The sequence below is a fragment of the Williamsia sp. Y844 genome, assembly GCF_056786475.1.
Genome location: NZ_JBXCJB010000003.1, coordinates 618184 through 634976, shown reverse-complemented (window position 1 = coordinate 634976; position 16793 = coordinate 618184). Strand labels below are relative to the sequence as shown.

Annotated in this window: 12 protein-coding genes; 10 read left to right on the top strand and 2 right to left on the bottom strand. The window is 63.4% G+C overall.

Going from position 1 to position 16793, the window contains the following annotated elements:
* Positions 1-72: 72 nt before the first annotated feature.
* Together AC1TQG_RS19755 and fadD5 are read left to right on the top strand one after the other, a co-directional pair.
* Positions 73-999: an SDR family NAD(P)-dependent oxidoreductase gene (locus AC1TQG_RS19755; RefSeq protein WP_482139525.1), complete on the top strand. Its 927-nt coding sequence runs from the start codon at positions 73-75 to the stop codon at positions 997-999.
* A gap of 199 nt (positions 1000-1198) precedes the next feature.
* The gene (gene fadD5 / locus AC1TQG_RS19750) at positions 1199-2803 is read left to right on the top strand and encodes a fatty-acid--CoA ligase FadD5 (RefSeq protein ID WP_482139524.1); all 1605 of its coding nucleotides are present in this window, start codon (positions 1199-1201) and stop codon (positions 2801-2803) included.
* An 84-nt stretch (positions 2804-2887) separates the two neighbouring features.
* On the opposite strand, the gene AC1TQG_RS19745 is transcribed toward fadD5, so the two are convergent.
* Positions 2888-3505: a TetR-like C-terminal domain-containing protein gene (locus AC1TQG_RS19745; RefSeq protein ID WP_482139523.1), complete on the bottom strand. Its 618-nt coding sequence runs from the start codon at positions 3503-3505 to the stop codon at positions 2888-2890.
* A 50-nt stretch (positions 3506-3555) separates the two neighbouring features.
* Between AC1TQG_RS19745 and AC1TQG_RS19740 the strand changes: the two genes are divergently transcribed.
* The 5 genes from AC1TQG_RS19740 to AC1TQG_RS19720 all read left to right on the top strand — a co-directional run bounded on the left by AC1TQG_RS19740 (position 3556) and on the right by AC1TQG_RS19720 (position 9337).
* Positions 3556-4671: an Rv3169 family protein gene (locus tag AC1TQG_RS19740; RefSeq protein ID WP_482139522.1), complete on the top strand. Its 1116-nt coding sequence runs from the start codon at positions 3556-3558 to the stop codon at positions 4669-4671.
* Between the two features lie 10 nt (positions 4672-4681).
* Entirely contained in the window at positions 4682-5686 is a 1005-nt protein-coding gene (locus AC1TQG_RS19735) for a TIGR03617 family F420-dependent LLM class oxidoreductase (protein WP_482139521.1), read from the top strand.
* Positions 5677-8070 carry a PEP/pyruvate-binding domain-containing protein gene (locus AC1TQG_RS19730; RefSeq protein WP_482139520.1) on the top strand — a complete coding sequence of 798 codons (2394 nt, stop codon included), beginning with the start codon at positions 5677-5679 and terminating at the stop codon, positions 8068-8070. The genes AC1TQG_RS19735 and AC1TQG_RS19730 overlap by 10 nt, the downstream gene beginning before the upstream one ends.
* 77 nt (positions 8071-8147) lie before the next feature.
* Positions 8148-8309, top strand: coding sequence for a hypothetical protein (locus AC1TQG_RS19725; RefSeq protein WP_482139519.1), 162 nt, complete (start codon positions 8148-8150; stop codon positions 8307-8309).
* Positions 8310-8449: 140 nt separating this feature from the next.
* A complete protein-coding gene (locus AC1TQG_RS19720) occupies positions 8450-9337 on the top strand; it encodes a DUF5996 family protein (RefSeq protein WP_482139518.1) in 888 nt (295 codons plus the stop codon).
* Between the two features lie 105 nt (positions 9338-9442).
* Here the strand turns inward: AC1TQG_RS19720 and AC1TQG_RS19715 are convergent, their stop codons facing one another.
* Entirely contained in the window at positions 9443-10894 is a 1452-nt protein-coding gene (locus AC1TQG_RS19715) for an amidase (protein WP_482139517.1), read from the bottom strand.
* 358 nt (positions 10895-11252) lie between these two features.
* Between AC1TQG_RS19715 and AC1TQG_RS19710 the strand changes: the two genes are divergently transcribed.
* From AC1TQG_RS19710 to AC1TQG_RS19700, 3 genes are all read left to right on the top strand, one after another.
* Positions 11253-12542 carry an FAD-dependent monooxygenase gene (locus AC1TQG_RS19710; protein WP_482139516.1) on the top strand — a complete coding sequence of 430 codons (1290 nt, stop codon included), beginning with the start codon at positions 11253-11255 and terminating at the stop codon, positions 12540-12542.
* A 333-nt stretch (positions 12543-12875) separates the two neighbouring features.
* Entirely contained in the window at positions 12876-14288 is a 1413-nt protein-coding gene (locus tag AC1TQG_RS19705) for a 3' terminal RNA ribose 2'-O-methyltransferase Hen1 (RefSeq protein ID WP_482139515.1), read from the top strand.
* Entirely contained in the window at positions 14285-16780 is a 2496-nt protein-coding gene (locus AC1TQG_RS19700; protein WP_482139514.1) for a polynucleotide kinase-phosphatase, read from the top strand. The genes AC1TQG_RS19705 and AC1TQG_RS19700 overlap by 4 nt, the downstream gene beginning before the upstream one ends.
* Positions 16781-16793 lie beyond the last annotated feature (13 nt).

Genomic DNA, 16793 nt, shown 5'->3' with positions numbered 1-16793 from the left:
ATGCCCGACATCGCACGAATACCTCGTCGAACAACGGTCTTGCGACGCAGCGCTTTGCAATTAGGAGAGTTTATGTCTCGCACGATCATCATGACCGGAGCTACCAAAGGGATTGGGAATGTCGCCGTCCACCGGCTACTCGAAGCCGAACCCGATGCCAGCCTCGTAATACTCGCCCGGAACGCCGGCGGCCAGGCGTTGACGAAGGAGCTGACTGATCGGGGACACCACGTCACTTCAATCCCTACCGACCTGTCAGCTCTCGACAATGTCAGATCGTCTGCAGGCCGCATCGCCGCGGACATCGATTCAGGGAAACTCCCGCCGCTCGGGTTGATCGTGGCAAACGCCGGACTGCAGCACACCAACGACCTCACTGAAACGCGCGACGGATTCGAAACGACCTTTGCTGTCAACGTGTTGGCGAACCACGTCCTCATTCGTGCCTTGGAGTCATATCTGCAGTCGCCCTCCCGGATTGTGGTGACTGTCAGCGACACTCACTTCGGGGACTTAAAACACAACATGGGAATGGTCCCCGGACCCGTGTGGCCCGCAGACCCGGCGACGCTCGCCAGAGTCCGCGCTTTTGCAGCGCCGGAGTCGGTGACCGCAGGCCGTACCGCTTACTCGACGAGCAAACTTGCCGCGATCTACGCAATTCACGAGTATGCCCGCCGTCTGCCTTCGGGTGTCGACGTCGTCGGCTTCAACCCTGGTTTCGTTCCCGGTACTGACCTTGCGCGTGAGGCCGGGGCCGTTCAACGGTTCGCGATGGCTCGGATCATGCCACTGATGGCCCTCACGCCCATGGCCACCAAAAAGTCCGCAGCCGGTCGATATCTCGCTGATGCGGCACTGGGTCGAACCAAGGCGCCAAACGGAGGTTACATCGACCGAAGTAGCGAAGCGCCTTCGTCCGATGAGTCCTACAGTCCGGCGCGTGAGCACCAACTGTGGGACACGCTTGAGCATCTCGCCAAACCATTCCTTGCATGAATATCGTTGCGGCATAACAATTGCGAGGCGATAGTGATGTGTCACTTAGCCGCCTCGGATGGTGCCTGATCGGTTGATAATTCACGTTCCGGCTTGGATTCGTCGACGCATTATCGTCACAGCCTCTACTGTGTGACACAGAGCACAGTGGTGGGCTGGGGGACCGCACACCACGCCCGACGACGCCAGGGGATACGCCATGACAGCCGCCGCAGCTTCGACCAGCGAGCTCCACGGTGAACCGATGCGTTCCGGTCGCAATACCTGGAACAACCAGGTACGACGACATGCTCTGATGGCGCCAGACCAAGTCGCTGTGAAATATCTCGACGCCGCAACCACCTGGCGTGAACTCGACGACCGGTCGCACCGGTTTGCCGCGGCTTTGCAACGCTGCGGCGTCCAATTCGGTGATCGCATCCTGATCGCACTACTCAATCGCACCGAATACGTCGAGGCGGTGCTCGGGGCGAATCTGATTGGCGCGATCCCGGTTCCGGTCAACATCCGCATGAGCCCGGCCGAGGTCGGCTACCTGGTCCACGACAGTGGCGCCACGATAATTCTCACCGAGTGCCTGCTCGCGCCACTGGCAGATGCGGTGCGAGCGTCAACCGGCGCTATCGACACCACCATCGTCGTCGACGCCGGCGACAGCGGCGACCACCTCGACTACGAAACGCTCCTCGCCCAGGACCCTGCGGATCTGGCAGAGGTTGATGTCCCCGAAAGCACAGTCGCACTCATCATGTACACCTCGGGAACCACCGGAAAACCCAAGGGCGCCATGCTGACCCACGCCAACCTTCAATCCCAGGCGATGACCACGATCAATGCGTCCGATGGCCAACCAGGCGACATAGCCTCAGTCGTGCCGCCGATCTTTCATATCGCCGGCATCGCAGCATTCGCGCCGGTCTTCTATCGCGGCATCCAGGCGGTCATCCATCCGCTCGGCGCGTTTGATGCAGACGCCATGCTCGACACCATGGAGCGTGAAGGCACTACGTCGGTGTTCATGGTGCCGGCCCAGTGGCAGGCGGTCTGCGCGGCACAGCGAGCCAAACCTCGCCACCTCAAGCTGAGGACGATCAGTTGGGGAGCGGCCCCGGCCCCCGATACCGTGCTCCGTGCCATGAATGAGTTGTTCCCGGACGCACTCAACATGACTGCGTTCGGGCAGACCGAAATGTCGCCGGTCACATGCTTTCTCGAAGGTCAAGACGCCATCCGGAAGATCGGATCGATTGGCAAAGTGGTGCCGGCGGTGACTGCTCGCATCGTCGACCCTCTGATGGACGACGTCAAACCCGGCGAAGTGGGTGAAATTGTCTATCGCGGGCCCAATTTGATGAAAGGCTACTGGCAGAATCCGCAGGCTACGGCAGAAGCGTTCCGGGGTGGGTGGTTCCACTCCGGAGATCTGGTCCGGCAAGACGACGAGGGTTTTCTCTATGTCGTCGACCGCGCCAAAGACATGATCATCTCCGGTGGCGAAAACATCTACTGCGCCGAAGTCGAGAACGTCCTCTACAGCCATCCCGCCATCGCCGAAGCCGCGATCATCGGTCGGGCACACCCGAAGTGGGGTGAAGTGCCGGTCGCAGTCGTGGTCCTGGCCAACGGTGCTGACTCGCTCACGCTCGACGAACTCGGGCCTCACCTCAACGAGAACTTGGCGCGCTTCAAACACCCTAAGGACCTCGTTGTCGTCGACGAACTTCCGCGCAATCCTGCTGGGAAGGTGGTCAAACCGAAGCTCCGCGCAGCGTACGGCAGTAAGGACGCGGGTTTGATTCACTGATGGCAGCGAGCATCCGTGGAAATCTCCAACCAGTGCTTGGCGAGTCAGGCCCTCTGAGCTAATCGTCCGAGGATTCGGTTGAGCTCACGTGCCGTCAACCGCGTTCTCGGAGGGCCAGCGGCCAGTGATCATCTCGGTCATCTCGGTCACCCAGGTGTCGTCGAGGGCGGCGTCCCGGCGAATGAGGATGCGGAAAATTGCAGTGCCCGCGACCACCTCGACGAGCATCGGCAAGTGGTCATCGTCGCGGCGCTCCTGACCGAAGCGAGATTCGAGAGCGGTCAGATTCCCGGCCAATCGGGCGATCATCATGTTGTGCAGTTCGGGGTCGGCAACGGTGTCGGCGATCAGACCCGGCAGTGCCAATCGCACCTCTGGTCTGTCGAAGATCACCCTGATTGTCTCGACCAGAGCCCTGATCTCGTTGCGGATATCTCCCGAATGGTCCGGCGTGGGGATCGATTCGGCGAATAACACTGCCTCGTGGACAAGTTGCGCCTTGCCCGACCACCGCCGGTAGATGGCAGCCGTGGTGGTCCCGGCGCGCGCGGCGATCGCCGACAACGACACCGCGGAATAGCCCGTCTCGAGAATCAATTCTCGGGTCGCCGCAATGATCGCAGCATCGATCCTGCTGTCGCGCGGCCGTCCCGGCGCGGACTGCGCAGACCTCTTGCCATCCTTCGGGCTTTCTGCTGTCATGAGTTCATCGTAGTTCCAATACAGAGTGCATCGTATTTGAGGGAGTGCTTGTGAACTTGAGCCCGCTCGACGAGTATCCAATTCATCAGGCACCTGTGCCGTTGTCCTGGCCGGTTACGTCCGATCGAAACTTCTACGATCGGTCCTACTTCAACGTGCTCGACCGGGACGGTCGCTTCATGGCGCTGACCGGAATCGGGTATTACCCGCGACTCGGCGTCAAAGACGCCTACTTCGTCGTCCGTCGCGGCGACATGCAGACCGCGCTACACCTGAGCGACGCGATCGACGACGACCGCCTTCACCAGAACGTCAACGGCTACCGTCTCGAAGTCATCGAGCCACTGCAGGAGATGCGCCTGACACTGGCGCAGACCGAGGGAATTTCCGCAGACCTCACCTGGCGCGGGCTGTTTCCTGCGGCCCTGGAGAAACCGCACGAGATGCTCACCGAGCGGCGAGTGACGTTGCAGGCGTGCCGCTTCGCCCAGGTCGGCTCCTGGGAGGGCTGGATCGACGTCGACGGCGAACGGTTGGAAGTCAGTCATGACACCAGCGTGGCGAGCCGCGACCGATCGTGGGGGATTCGACCTGTCGGTGAGGCCGAGCCCGCCGGTCGGCCAGACGCTTCGTTTCGCGGAATGTGGTGGCTCTACCTGCCGTTGGCCTTCGACGACTACCAACTGTTCTTGATCCTGCAAGAGGATCCCGATGGCCACCGTAGCCTCTACGACTGCACACGCCGCTGGCGAGACGGCCGCGTCGAACAACTCGACGGAGTCCGCGCCACCATCGACTACAAGACCGGAACCAGGATTCCCCAGGGCGCCCATGTCGAGTTCATGAACCGCGCAGGGGACCGAATACAACTAGATGTCGAATCGAAGCTGTTCGCGCCCATCGCTTTCGGGTCGGGGTACGGTGGCGACTCCTCGTGGGCACACGGCAGCTGGAAGGGCGGTCCGTTCGCCGAACGCGTCAGCTTCGACCTCACGGACCCGGAGGTGATGGCCCGTGCGCCGTTCAGTCTCATCGACCACGTCGGCATAGCTGTGTGCACTGAAGCCGACGGGACGATCCGCGAGGGTGCGGGTTTGTTCGAGCACGGCGTGCTCGGTCCGCACCACCCGTCGGGCTTCTCCGACTGGACAGACGTAGCGGGCTAGGAGCGACACAATGAAGATCTCTACAGCGTTGTTCGGGCCCACCGATGCGGTCGAACGCGCACACGTGCTCAAGGAAGCCGGTGCATCCGGCGTATTCACCTTCGAAGGACCGTTCGACGTCTTCACGCCTCTGGTGCTGGCATCGTCGGTCAAGGGTCTCGACTTGATGTCGAACGTCGCGATCGCGTTCCCGCGCAATCCGATTCAACTTGCCCATCAAGCCAATGATCTGCAACTTCTCAGCGAGGGGCGCTTCATCCTGGGTCTGGGCACACAGGTGCGGGCGCAGATCGAGAAGCGCTACGGGGCCGAGTTCGATCGTCCGGTCGCGCGGATGAAAGAAATGGTGGGGGCGCTGCGGGCGATCTTCGCGACGTGGAATGAGGGTGAAAGGCTGGACTTCCGCGGTGAGTACTACCGCCATACCTTGATGACGCCGACCTTCGTACCCGGGCCGAACCCGTTCGGCCCGCCACCGATCTATCTTGGCGCGCTCGGACCTCGGCTGACCAAAGCCACGGCAGAAGTAGCTGACGGCCTGCTCGTGATGCCTTTCGGGACGAAGCGATTCCTGCACGGGACGACGCTGCCTGCCGTACGCGAAGGGCTGGCTGCTGCCGGCCGCAGCGAGGACGACTTCGAGGTGGTGCCGGAGATCATCGTGTCGGTCGGCACCGGACGAGACGATGACCATGCCTCGACTCGGATGCTGCTGGCGTTCTACGGCTCCACCCCGGCATACCGGCCGGTGCTCGACGCCCACGGCTGGGGCGATCTGCAGCCGGAACTCAACGCGATGTCCAAGCAGGGCCGCTGGCAGGAGATGGCCTCGTTGATCGACGACGACATACTGCACACCATCGCCGCCTGTGGTACCCCGGCCGAGGTGGCCGCGCACATCCGTGACCGCGTCGACGGTGTGTCGGACCGGATCTGCCTGTATCAACCAAGCCCCATCGAGGTCGACGCGCTCGCCGAAATCGTCGACGCATTGGGAGGATCATCATGCCCCTGACAGCGATCGAATTCGACCAGGTCACCGACGAACGTTACGGCGGCAAAGCGGCCGGACTCGCGCAGTTGCGCCGCCTCGGATTTCCGGTACCGGTGGGATTCGTCATCGCTGATGCTGCCGAGCGGGTCACGGTCGATGAAGTGGGGGAATGGTTCTCCCGCATGGCTGCAGTCGGAGCGATCCCAGTGGCCGTCAGGTCCTCGGCCGTCGGGGAAGACGGCGACGACCAGTCATTCGCAGGGCAATACGACACCGTGCTGGGTGTGGACTCCGTCGATGACTTCGCCGCGGCCGTGCAGACGTGCGCCGCCTCCGTGCATTCGCGACGAGCCTCGGCCTACAGCGGGCAACCCACGGCCACCATGCATCTGGTGGTGCAGCAGATGGTCGACGCGCGCGCCGCCGGCGTTGTGTTCACCGCGGATCCGGCAACCGGCCGGCGCGACCTCACAGTGATCGACGCCGTCGCCGGGCTCGGCGAAGCGCTGGTCGACGGTACGGCGTCGTCAGACCACATCGTCCTGGATTCGGACGGTAACCCCGCCGTTCGCGATGTCGGCGAGGTGCCGGTCTTGTCACCAGACGAGGTCGCGGATATCAGGTCCGGCGCCTTGCGCGCTGCGCAACATTGGGGCAGACCAATGGATCTCGAGTGGGCGATAGACCAATCCGGCAAACTGTGGTGGCTGCAGGCTCGACCGATCACCACCCTGCCCGGCGATCTGGGCGAGATGGATTCGCCTCTCGCGGGCGCAGACCACGTGTACACGCGCTGCAACATAGGCGAGATGATGCCGGGAGCATTCTGCCCGTTGACCGCAGCGGTCTCCGGCTTTGCCATCGACTACGCGATGCAGATGACGCAGGTGGTGGCGCGGGCACAGCAGAGCTACGAAAAGCCGTGGCTACAAGTCGGCTATTTCCAGGGCCACATGTTCCTGAACCTGACCGAGGGGACAGGTCTGAGCTCTGGACTCCTGGGCAATTCGTTGGAGCAGTTCTCCACCTCGATCTGCGGCCGGGTGGTCGACGAATTGGAGCCAAAACCACCAAAACCGTTCGTTAGCAAGCTGATCAACACGGTTCGGCTCACCACGTACGCGTTGTCCGCCGGCCCCGCGATTCGGCGCCTTCAGGAGCAGATTGCCGAGTTTCACATTCCGACCAGCGACGACCCCCGACTCGTGTTGCGCCAGTTGGACTCTGGTGTGCAGCAGTACTGCGATATCACGCTGACACATGTTCGGTCATCATCGCGCGCGGCGGTTGCGGCCAACATTCTGGAAAGCGTACTGATGAAACAAGCAGTCAAGGAAGGACGTGGCGAGGACGAGGGGCGAGCCGAAGCAACCCGGCTCATGGCCGGCGCCTCCGATGTCGAGAGCGCGCTCATGCTCGAGGAGCTCGACTCGGTGGTGAACACCATCGCTGCCGACGACGCGGCCGCTGAGCAGTTCTTGACAGGGGAGCCGGACGTCGCGGTCAACGAGTTGCGGGCCACGAGTAGCGCCGGCGGTATGGCGTTGGAGAAGTTCTTGACTCGTCACGGTCACCGCGGCTACCGCGAGCTGTGCATGCGTGACCCTTCCTGGGCCGAGGATCCGGAAGGGCTGGGCGCCATGATGCAGGTGATGGTGCGCTCGGCGCTCGATCCGACTGATCGGGGACCGGCAAAGGCCCACGTTGAAACGCCCAGCTCTTCCACCATCAGATTTCTTGCCCGGTTGGCGCAGGGAGGTGCACGTGGGCGCGAAGAGACGAAATCGAAAATGGCGCTGATGGCGCATGCGCTCAAGCGGGGCTATCGCCACCTCGGTGAGGTGCTGGCCAAGGACGGACGACTGCCTGACTCAGACCTGGTGTTCTTCTTCGACCGTGCGGAATTGAACCACGTCGTTGGTTCGGAAGACATCACCGATCTCGTGCAGAGCGCGCTGAAGCGTCGGGAAGCGCTGGCGTTCCAGAACTCTCTCGAGTTCGACGACGTGTCTGTCGGGCGACCGACCCCGCTCATCGCCCGGCCTGCGCCAGGTGTCACCGGCGATGAGATCATCGGCCGACCCGCAAGTCGTGGAACCGTGGAAGGCGTTGTGCGCGTCGCTAAATCGATTGTCGACGCACGCAAGTTGCAGCGAGGAGAAATCCTGGTGACGCCGGTCACCGACGTTGGGTGGACGCCGTACTTCACCGTCATCGCGGCGCTGGTCACCGATATCGGTAGCTCGGTTTCCCACGGCGCTGTGGTGGCGCGCGAATACGGTTTGCCCTGCGTCGTCAACACCTTGGTGGCCACCCAGACGCTCAAGACCGGTGATCGAGTGCGCGTCGATGGAGATCGAGGTGTGGTCACCCGCCTTTCGACCAATCCGGATTTCTCACAGTGAGCGAAGTTCGATCGTGCCGAAGAGGACGGTGCTGACCCGGGTGGGTTGACGCAACCGTTTTCGGGTACAGGACTTTCATGACTGACAAGAAGACCGACCCACACACCGAAGACGCCGGCACCGGACCTGAGGGCGCGGAATCCGACGTGCAGTCCGATCCTGCCGAAGGCGAGACGTCCGGCGACTGGTCCGGCGAAGGCGGGGCTACCCAGGATGGTCCCGCCACAGACACCGACTGACGGCGAGCACGCAACCACACTGTGGTCCTGGTCAACGAACTGTGTGGTCATGACGGCGTCGCCGAGCCACGAACCCGCTGTTTCTGTGGACATCTCATCTTAAGTGCCCGCGTCGAGTGGACGTCGGGGACTATGGGCTCATGGAAACCCAACACGACGCTTGGCCTGCACTGCCGTTGGATTCGTGGATCGACACCAGGGACACGCTTCAGCTGTGGACTCAGATCGTTGGCAAGACGCGCATGGCTCTCGGGCCGGAGATCAACCACTGGTGGGGAGTTCCGCTGTACGTGGACGCACGGGGACTCACCACGTCCCTGATGGTCGCCGGAAACCGCGGCCTCGAGATTCGCTTTGACTTCCTGGCGCACGAGCTACTGATCCTCGTGACCGACGGCAGCACCCGTCGGATGAAGCTTGAACCGCGGACCGTTGCCGACTTCTACGCCGAGTACATCGGCCACCTCACTGATCTCGGATTCGATATCGCGATGGTCGGAACACCCGTCGAACTGCCCGATGCGACCCCGTTCGCCGAGGACACCGCACACGCCTCGTACGACGCGGACGCCGTAACTCGCTTCTGGCGGTCGCTCGTCTCTGCACATGGTGTCTTTTCGAAGTTCCGTGGTGAGTTTCGAGGAAAATCCTCACCTGTTCATTTCTTCTGGGGCGCATTCGATCTGGCCGTCACACGGTTCTCGGGACGGTCTGCACCTCAGCATCCCGGTGGTGTTCCGAACTGCCCCGACTGGGTCATGCACGAGGCCTACAGCGACGAGGTTTCGAGCGCAGGCTACTGGCCCGGTGGCGCCGAGGAAGGCGTCTTCTACGCGTACGCGTATCCCCATCCCGACGGGTACGACACACATCCGGCGGTCGAAGCGCCTGCTCACTGGGACACCGCGCTGGGGGAGTATGTGCTGCCCTATCATCTTGTGCGACAAGCAGCGGATCCAGAAGCCATGGTTCTGAAGTTCCTCGCACAGACCCATCGCGCAGCGGTGGAGACGGCGGGCTGGAACTAGTCCGTACGCGCCAACACAAGTAGGCCTCGCAGCAGTGCTGGCTGCCCTTCGGGTGCCTCTGTGGATGTCAAGCGATCTGGCGTTCGAATAGCCGTAGATTTGGCTCTACGTGGCGGGCTGGAATCCGCCGATGCGCTGTTCGAGGAGTTCGGCCAGCCGCAGGGTTGTTCGGTCCTCGAACATCGGACCGATGAGTTGCACTCCGACCGGCAGACCATCGGGCGATCGGCCGGCGGGTACGGCCGTCGCAGGCAGACCCGGCATGGTTGCCAGACCAGCCCAAACTAGCTGGTCGAAGTATGGGTACTTGTCCCCGTCGATGTCTAGCGTGCGTCCCAATAGATCGGGGTTGTGGTCGTGAGGGAACGCGGGAGTTGGTGTAATCGGACAGACCACCGCATCGAGCTCGCCGAACAGCTGACGCCATCCGTGGCGGTGAATCTCGCGTCGGTCGTTCATTTCGATCCAATCGCGGTGAGTCAACACCATTCCGCGCAGCCGCGCCGCGTCAAGGCTGAGGTCGCCTGCACTCAGGCCGGCTGCGCGGGCCCGCAGCTGCTCGTACGTGTCGACGGGGAAGCGGGCCGTGGATCCTGAGAACAGGAACTGCGTGTAGAGAAGCGCAGCTTCGGTCAGATCCGGCAACAGTGGACTGAACCGTTCGACGCGGGCACCACTCGCGGCGAGCGCGTCGGCTACCCGAGTCACCCCTGCTCGCACAGCGGCCCCAGTCGGTATCAGAGGGTGCTGGTCTAGGACCAAGACCCGAAAGCCCCCGAGTGCCTCATGGCGCGCTGGGGGCAGCGTCATGTCGTTCGCCACGCCGAATGTCAGGGGGTCGAGTCCAGCCATCACGTCAAACAAAAGGGCGAGGTCACGGGCAGTGCGCGCCATCGGACCGACAACCGCGAGGTCAGCCTCGGTCGGCAGCGCTGGCGCAGGCGGCGCACTCATACCGCGCATCGCTGCCAGCCCAAGCGTCGGCTTGTGTGCGTAGACGCCACAAAAGTGGGCGGGGGTACGGAGCGAACCGGCAAGGTCGGAGCCGATGGAGAGTGCACCGAAGCCGGATGCCAGTGCCGCCGCTGACCCACCAGAGGATCCACCTGATGTGCGCCCGAGATTCCACGGATTGGTGGTGGTGCCGTAAATCTCGTTGAAGCTCTGTATATCTTGCAGCCCGAAGGGCACGTTGGTCTTACCGAGCACTACCGCGCCCGCGGCCTTCAAGCGCGACACCTGGACCGCATCTTCGGCAGGTATAAAGTTCCGGTACTGCGGCATTCCCCAGGTCGTGGGCATGCCGATTACGTTGTAGGACTCCTTGACCGTCACCGGCACACCGAGCAACGGCCGATCCTCACCCCTACCGCGTAGTTGATCGGCATGCAGCGCCGCTGCGCGCGCTCGATCGTAGTCCGATACGCAGATGGCGTTGACTACCTTGTCATTTCGCTCCATCCCATCGATTGCGGCGTCAGTCAACTCCACTGATGACACATCACGAGCACGCAAAGCGGACAACATTTCAGCAGCCGATCGAAAGTTCCATTCCATGATTTTGACGCTAACCGCTCCCCGGAGACGCCATAAAATCCCTTTTCCCGCAACCGAAATAACATGACGAGGCCCTTGATCAGATGCCTTGGCGATGTCCGTGTGGGCGTTGAGCTAAGCCAGCCCCTCAACAGCGCGCCCTTGGTGCGGCACGAAGCGCCCGAGCCAGCGCCCTACGCTCTCCTGCGCCAGGTTAGGAACCCGCCGGTTCGAACACCACGACGTACTTTCATACAAGTCGGAAGCGGGAGGGTGGACGCAATGCGGCCGTACCGATGAGTTTCGTGTAGATCCGCAGTCGATACGGCCGGGTGGGCCTGTGCTGGCGACCTTCCAGCGGAAACAGATGGAGGCAGTGATGAGCGTCGACGACTCCAAGCAGGAGAGCACGATTCGAACAGGCGGGCAGGGGACGCGAGTGCGTGATCCCCGGGTGTTGGTGGCGGGCGCGAGCGTCGCGGGACCGGCGCTGGCCCACTGGCTCCGGCGGTGGGGGGCCGAGGTGACCGTGGTGGAGCGGGCGCCCGAATTGCGTCCCGGCGGACAGGCCGTGGACGCGCGCGGGGTCGCGAAGGAGGTCATCAAGCGCATGGGACTGGATGAGGCGGTGCGCGCGGCGTGCACCGACACCGCCGGTGCGTACACCGTGGACGCGAACGGGCAAGTGCTGGAAACCTTTCGCGCCGACGACGATGGTGGCGACGGGTTCATAGCGGACATCGAGATCCTGCGAGGGGACCTGGCGCAAGTGCTCTACGACGACACTCGTGACGGCGTCGAGTACATCTTCGGCGACCGAATCGCCGAGCTCACCCAGGACGCAGACGGGGTCGACGTGGTCTTCGCGGGCGGCGACCGGCGGCGCTTCGAGGTGGTGATCGGGGCCGACGGGCTGCACTCTGCGCTGCGCGCAATGGTTTTCGGGCCGCATGAACGATTTCTTCGCCACCTCGGGCACGTGCTGGCTTTCTACAGTGTGCCCAACGAGTTCGGGCTGGACCGCTGGCTGCTGGAGTACCAGGACCAGGCGTCCGGGCGCTCAGCGCTCCTACGACCCATCCAGGACGCCACCCGGGCGATGGCCATGTTCTATTTCGGCTCGTCTGACTTCGATGTCGATCACCGTGACATCGCGGCCCAGAAGGTCCTGCTCCGTGAGCGTATGACGGGCATGAGCTGGTTGACCCCGGACATCCTCGCGCACCTGGACGACACCCCGGACTTCTACCTCGACCAGGTCGCCCAGGTGGTGATGGACCGGTGGTCGAGTGGACGGGTGGTGCTGCTCGGGGATGCGGCGTTCAGTTCGTCGCCGATGTCCGGGCAGGGGACCGGGCTGGCATTGGTCGGCGCCTATGTGTTGGCCGGTGAACTGGCCGCTGCCGGATGGAACCCAGACGACGGGTTCGCCCGTTACGAGGCCCGGATGCGCTCGTTCGTCGAGGCCAACCAAGAAATCGGACGGCTGAACGCTCGCACCCGCGACGTCCCCGGACCAGACACAGAGCCCAGCCCCGACTTCGCCGGCGAATGGTTCATGGAACTGGTCGGGCGCGCGATCAACGGCATCGAGCTGCCCGACTACGCGGGAGTGCCGGACTCCAGCGCACCGGCAGCATCGCCGATCACCTCGTCGGCCAAGCCGTAGGGGCGTCGCATCGAATCCGTCGCCGAAGCCAGGTGTTTCGGAAGCGGCGTCCGTCCGGATGGACGTCACAACACTACTGTTCCTTCATTCGATCGGGCGTGCAGATCGTATCGATCCGCCAGTATTTCATTTGCTGCAATAGGCAGAGGTTTACTGGATAAGTCTGATATCAGAAACTGAGCTATTTGCCCCGCACAACAAGCGGAGCAGGGTGTCGCGTCGATCGTCACTCCCGCTGTCGTTTCAGGGCGTCTCAACTGCTCTCGGCGCATGGTCGGTCAGTCCACGGGAGAAATCACTGGACGGGAACCATCTGTACGTCAGACTGTCCTGATGCTGTTGACCATCTCCGCCGAACGTTCACCGACTCTCGAGGTGCCGAGCGATCTCGGCTACCTGCTGCACAAGCATCCGGAGAAGGTCCAACCTTTCGATGTGCACGGCGGGACGGCGCACGTCTTCTACCCTGAGGTCAGCGACGACCGTTGCACGGTCGCGATGGTGCTCGAGGTCGATCCGGTTGCGTTGGTGCGGGGACGTTCTGGTGCGCACGACGGGTTCGCGTTGGGTCAGTACGTGAACGACCGCCCGTACGTCGCGTCGTCGTTGCTGTCGGTGGCGATGGGGAAGGTGTTCCGGTCGGCGCTGAACGGGCGATGCGCGAATCGAGAAGATCTGGTGGATTCCGCACTGGATCTGACGATCGCACTCCCGGCGGTCACGGGCGACCCTGCCTTGTTGCGACGTCTGTTCGGGCCGATCGGATGGGATGTCACTGCGACGCCGATCGTCTTGGACGCCACCAGGCCCGAGTGGGGTGATGCACCTTTGGTGTCGTTGACGCTCGAGGGGTCGCTGCGCCTGACCGACGCGCTGAGTCATCTCTACGTCCTGCTGCCGGTGCTCGACGACGCCAAGCACTACTGGGTCGGCGACGACGAGGTGGAGAAACTGGTCCGGGCCGGATCGGGCTGGCTGGCAACTCACCCGGAACGAGAACTGATCACACATCGCTACCTGGCCCACCAACGTGGACTGAAAGAAGCTGCAACACAACGACTCATCGAGCTGGACGACCGCCCGGTCGAGGACGCCGCGGAGGATGCGGAACCCGATGTGTCGCGTACACTGGTCCGGTTGCGCCACGACGCGGTGCTGCAAGTCGTGCGCGAGCTCCGGCCGGCATCGATCGTCGACCTCGGATGTGGGCCCGGCGCCCTCCTCGGATCGTTGCTCGAGCTGCAGGGTGTGGCACGGGTGATCGGAGCAGAAGTCTCCGACTCGTCGCTGGCGAAAGCGGCCAAGCGGCAGCACGTGGATCGGATGACCGAGCGGCAATCCGAACGCCTGACGTTGCTGCTGTCGTCGTTGCAGTACGAGGACGACCGCCTCGAAGGTCTCGATCTGGCGATCCTCATGGAGGTCATCGAACACATCGACCCAGAACGATTGCCGGCGGTCGTGGCCAACGTATTCGGGTCCATGCGGCCACGCCACGTCGTGGTCACGACACCTAACAGTGAGTACAACGTGAGGTACCCGGCGCTGGCCGCCGGCGGTTTCCGTCACCCCGACCACCGATTCGAGTGGACCCGTGCGGAGTTCGCGAACTGGGCCGGCTCAGTAGGCCAGACCTACGGGTACAACGTCGACCTCCGGCCAGTGGGCGAGCGTGACGACGAGGTGGGGTCGCCGACGCAGATGGCCGTGTTCGCACAACAGACTTCGAGTGGGGAAAGCGTATGAGCGAGCTGAGCATTCCCGAACTGTCTCTGGTAATTCTGGTCGGGACGAGCGGTTCTGGAAAGTCGACCTTCGCTGCGACTCACTTCCTTCCGACCGAGGTTGTATCCAGCGATGACTGCCGGGCCATGGTCTCGGACGACCCGAACGATCAGGCTGCGACGACGGACGCCTTCGCCCTGCTGGAGTACATCGCAGGCAAGCGACTCGACCGTGGCCGGCTGACGGTCATCGACGCGACCAACGTGCAGGCGTCATCGCGCAAGTCGCTGCTCGCCCTGGCCAAGGACCACGATGTGCTCCCGGTGGCGATTGTCCTGGATCTGCCGGTCGCATTGGCATTGGAGCGCAATGCTTCTCGGCCGGACCGGGACTTCGGCGCCCATGTGATCAAGCGTCAGCACGACCAACTCCACCGTTCGCTGCGCAGTCTCAAACGCGAGGGTTTCCGCACGATCCATGTCCTGGACTCGGTGGAGGCCGTCGCGGAGGCGTCGATCGTGCGGACCCGCCTGTTCAACGACCGCAGGCACGAGCACGGTCCGTTCGACGTGTTCGGTGACGTGCACGGCTGCCGCGAAGAACTCGAGATCCTGCTCGAGCGCCTTGGATATGCGATCAGCCGGGATGACACTGGGCGCTGCGTGGATGCCGAGCATCCAGATGGTCGCCAGGCTGTGTTCGTCGGCGATCTGGTCGATCGTGGTCCGGACTCCGCAGGTGTGCTCCGCCTGGTCATGGGCATGGTCGCCAACGGGAACGCCCTGTGTGTGTCGGGTAACCACGAGGCGAAACTCGTTCGTGCGCTGGGCCGTAAGGACGTGAAACCCACCCACGGGCTGCAGGAGACACTGGATCAGCTGGCGGCCGAGGACGATTCGTTCGTCGTCGAGGTGCGTCAGTTTTGCGACGGACTCGTCGCCCACTACGTACTCGACGAGGGCAACCTCGTTGTCGCGCACGCAGGCTTGAAGGAGAAGTACCACGGGCGGGCATCGGGCCGGGTCCGGGCGTTTGCTCTGTACGGAGACACCAGCGGCGAGACCGACGAGTTCGGGCTACCGGTCCGGTACCCCTGGGCCGAGGACTATCGGGGCTCGGCGACTGTCCTGTACGGGCACACCCCGGTGCCGGAGACCGAGTGGGTCAACAACACCATGTGCCTGGACACGGGGTGTGTCTTCGGCGGCAGTCTGACTGCGCTGCGCTACCCCGAGCGCGAGGTGGTGTCGGTGCAGGCACGGGCGACGTATTACGAACCCGTTCGGCCGTTGGCCCCGCCGCCGCGTGACCCCGAGGTGTTGAAGCTCACCGACATCCTCGGGCACCGCGTCATCGAGACCGAACACATGGGGCGGGTGTCGTTGCGCGAGGAGAACGCAGCCGGTGCGCTGGAGGTGATGAGCAGATTCGCCATCCCGCCGGCCGAGCTGCTCTATCTGCCACCGACCATGTCGCCGGTCGACAGCTCGTCACGCGAGGGTCTACTCGAGCACCCGGATGAGGCGTTCGGTCACTACGCGAAGCGATCCATCGATCGGGTGATCTGCGAAGAGAAGCACATGGGATCCCGCGCCATCGTGCGCGTAACGCGCGACGGATCCGGCGTCATCTACTCCCGCACCGGACGAGCGTTCTTCACCGACGATCAGCAGGCGATGGTGCTGTCGCGGATTGCCGGCGCCATCACCACGGCAGGCGTCTGGGCAGACCTCGACGCAACCTGGCTACTCCTGGATACGGAGATACTGCCGTGGACCGCGAAGGCGGAGGCGATGGTCCGCAGCCAGTACGCCAAGGTGGGGGCCGCCGCCACAACCGCGCTGCCGGCGACGATCGATGTGCTGTCGGCCGCCGCAGCGCGAGGGGCTGACGTCGGTGATCTACTCGACAGGACGCGAACCCGAGCCGTCAACGCCGAGCTCTTCGTCGACTCGTATCGCCACTACGTGCAGCCGATCGACAGCGCGTTGGGGATTGAGGTGGCGCCGTTTCAGATCCTCGCAGGTGACACGGCCACGTACGAGGCCCGCGATCACCAGTGGCACCTCGACATCGCAGATCGCCTGGTCGCCGCAGACCCGGAGCTGTTCCGACCCACGCGCCGCCTCGTCGTCGACACCACCGACGAATCGTCGTGCGCCGCCGGCGCGGCGTGGTGGGAGGACCTTACCGCGGGCGGTGGCGAGGGCATGGTCGTCAAGCCGTTCGACAATCTCGTTCGCGGTCCGAAGGGCCTGGTGCAGCCGGGCCTCAAGGTCCGCGGGCGCGAGTATCTGCGGATCATCTACGGCGCCGACTACACCAACTCGTCGACGCTGACCCGGCTCAAGCAGCGCAATCTCGGCCAGAAGCGGTCGATGGCTTTGCGAGAGTACGCACTCGGGCTCGAAGCCGTCCACCGGGCCGTTGCAGGAGAGCCGGTGTGGCGCATCCACCAGTGCGTGTTCGGCGTCCTCGCGATGGAGTCGGAAGCCGTGGATCCGCGATTGTGAAACAGGAGCCTGA

Bases quoted from the DNA above. Each gene is read 5' to 3' on its own strand.
- AC1TQG_RS19745 (WP_482139523.1), bottom strand. From the start codon at position 3,505: ATGACAGCAGAAAGCCCGAAGGATGGCAAGAGGTCTGCGCAGTCCGCG.
- AC1TQG_RS19730 (WP_482139520.1), top strand. From the start codon at position 5,677: ATGCCCCTGACAGCGATCGAATTCGACCAGGTCACCGACGAACGTTAC.
- AC1TQG_RS19735 (WP_482139521.1), top strand. From the start codon at position 4,682: ATGAAGATCTCTACAGCGTTGTTCGGGCCCACCGATGCGGTCGAACGC.
- AC1TQG_RS19755 (WP_482139525.1), top strand. From the start codon at position 73: ATGTCTCGCACGATCATCATGACCGGAGCTACCAAAGGGATTGGGAAT.
- fadD5 (WP_482139524.1), top strand. From the start codon at position 1,199: ATGACAGCCGCCGCAGCTTCGACCAGCGAGCTCCACGGTGAACCGATG.
- AC1TQG_RS19700 (WP_482139514.1), top strand. From the start codon at position 14,285: ATGAGCGAGCTGAGCATTCCCGAACTGTCTCTGGTAATTCTGGTCGGG.
- AC1TQG_RS19720 (WP_482139518.1), top strand. From the start codon at position 8,450: ATGGAAACCCAACACGACGCTTGGCCTGCACTGCCGTTGGATTCGTGG.
- AC1TQG_RS19710 (WP_482139516.1), top strand. From the start codon at position 11,253: ATGAGCGTCGACGACTCCAAGCAGGAGAGCACGATTCGAACAGGCGGG.
- AC1TQG_RS19705 (WP_482139515.1), top strand. From the start codon at position 12,876: ATGCTGTTGACCATCTCCGCCGAACGTTCACCGACTCTCGAGGTGCCG.
- AC1TQG_RS19725 (WP_482139519.1), top strand. From the start codon at position 8,148: ATGACTGACAAGAAGACCGACCCACACACCGAAGACGCCGGCACCGGA.
- AC1TQG_RS19715 (WP_482139517.1), bottom strand. From the start codon at position 10,894: ATGGAATGGAACTTTCGATCGGCTGCTGAAATGTTGTCCGCTTTGCGT.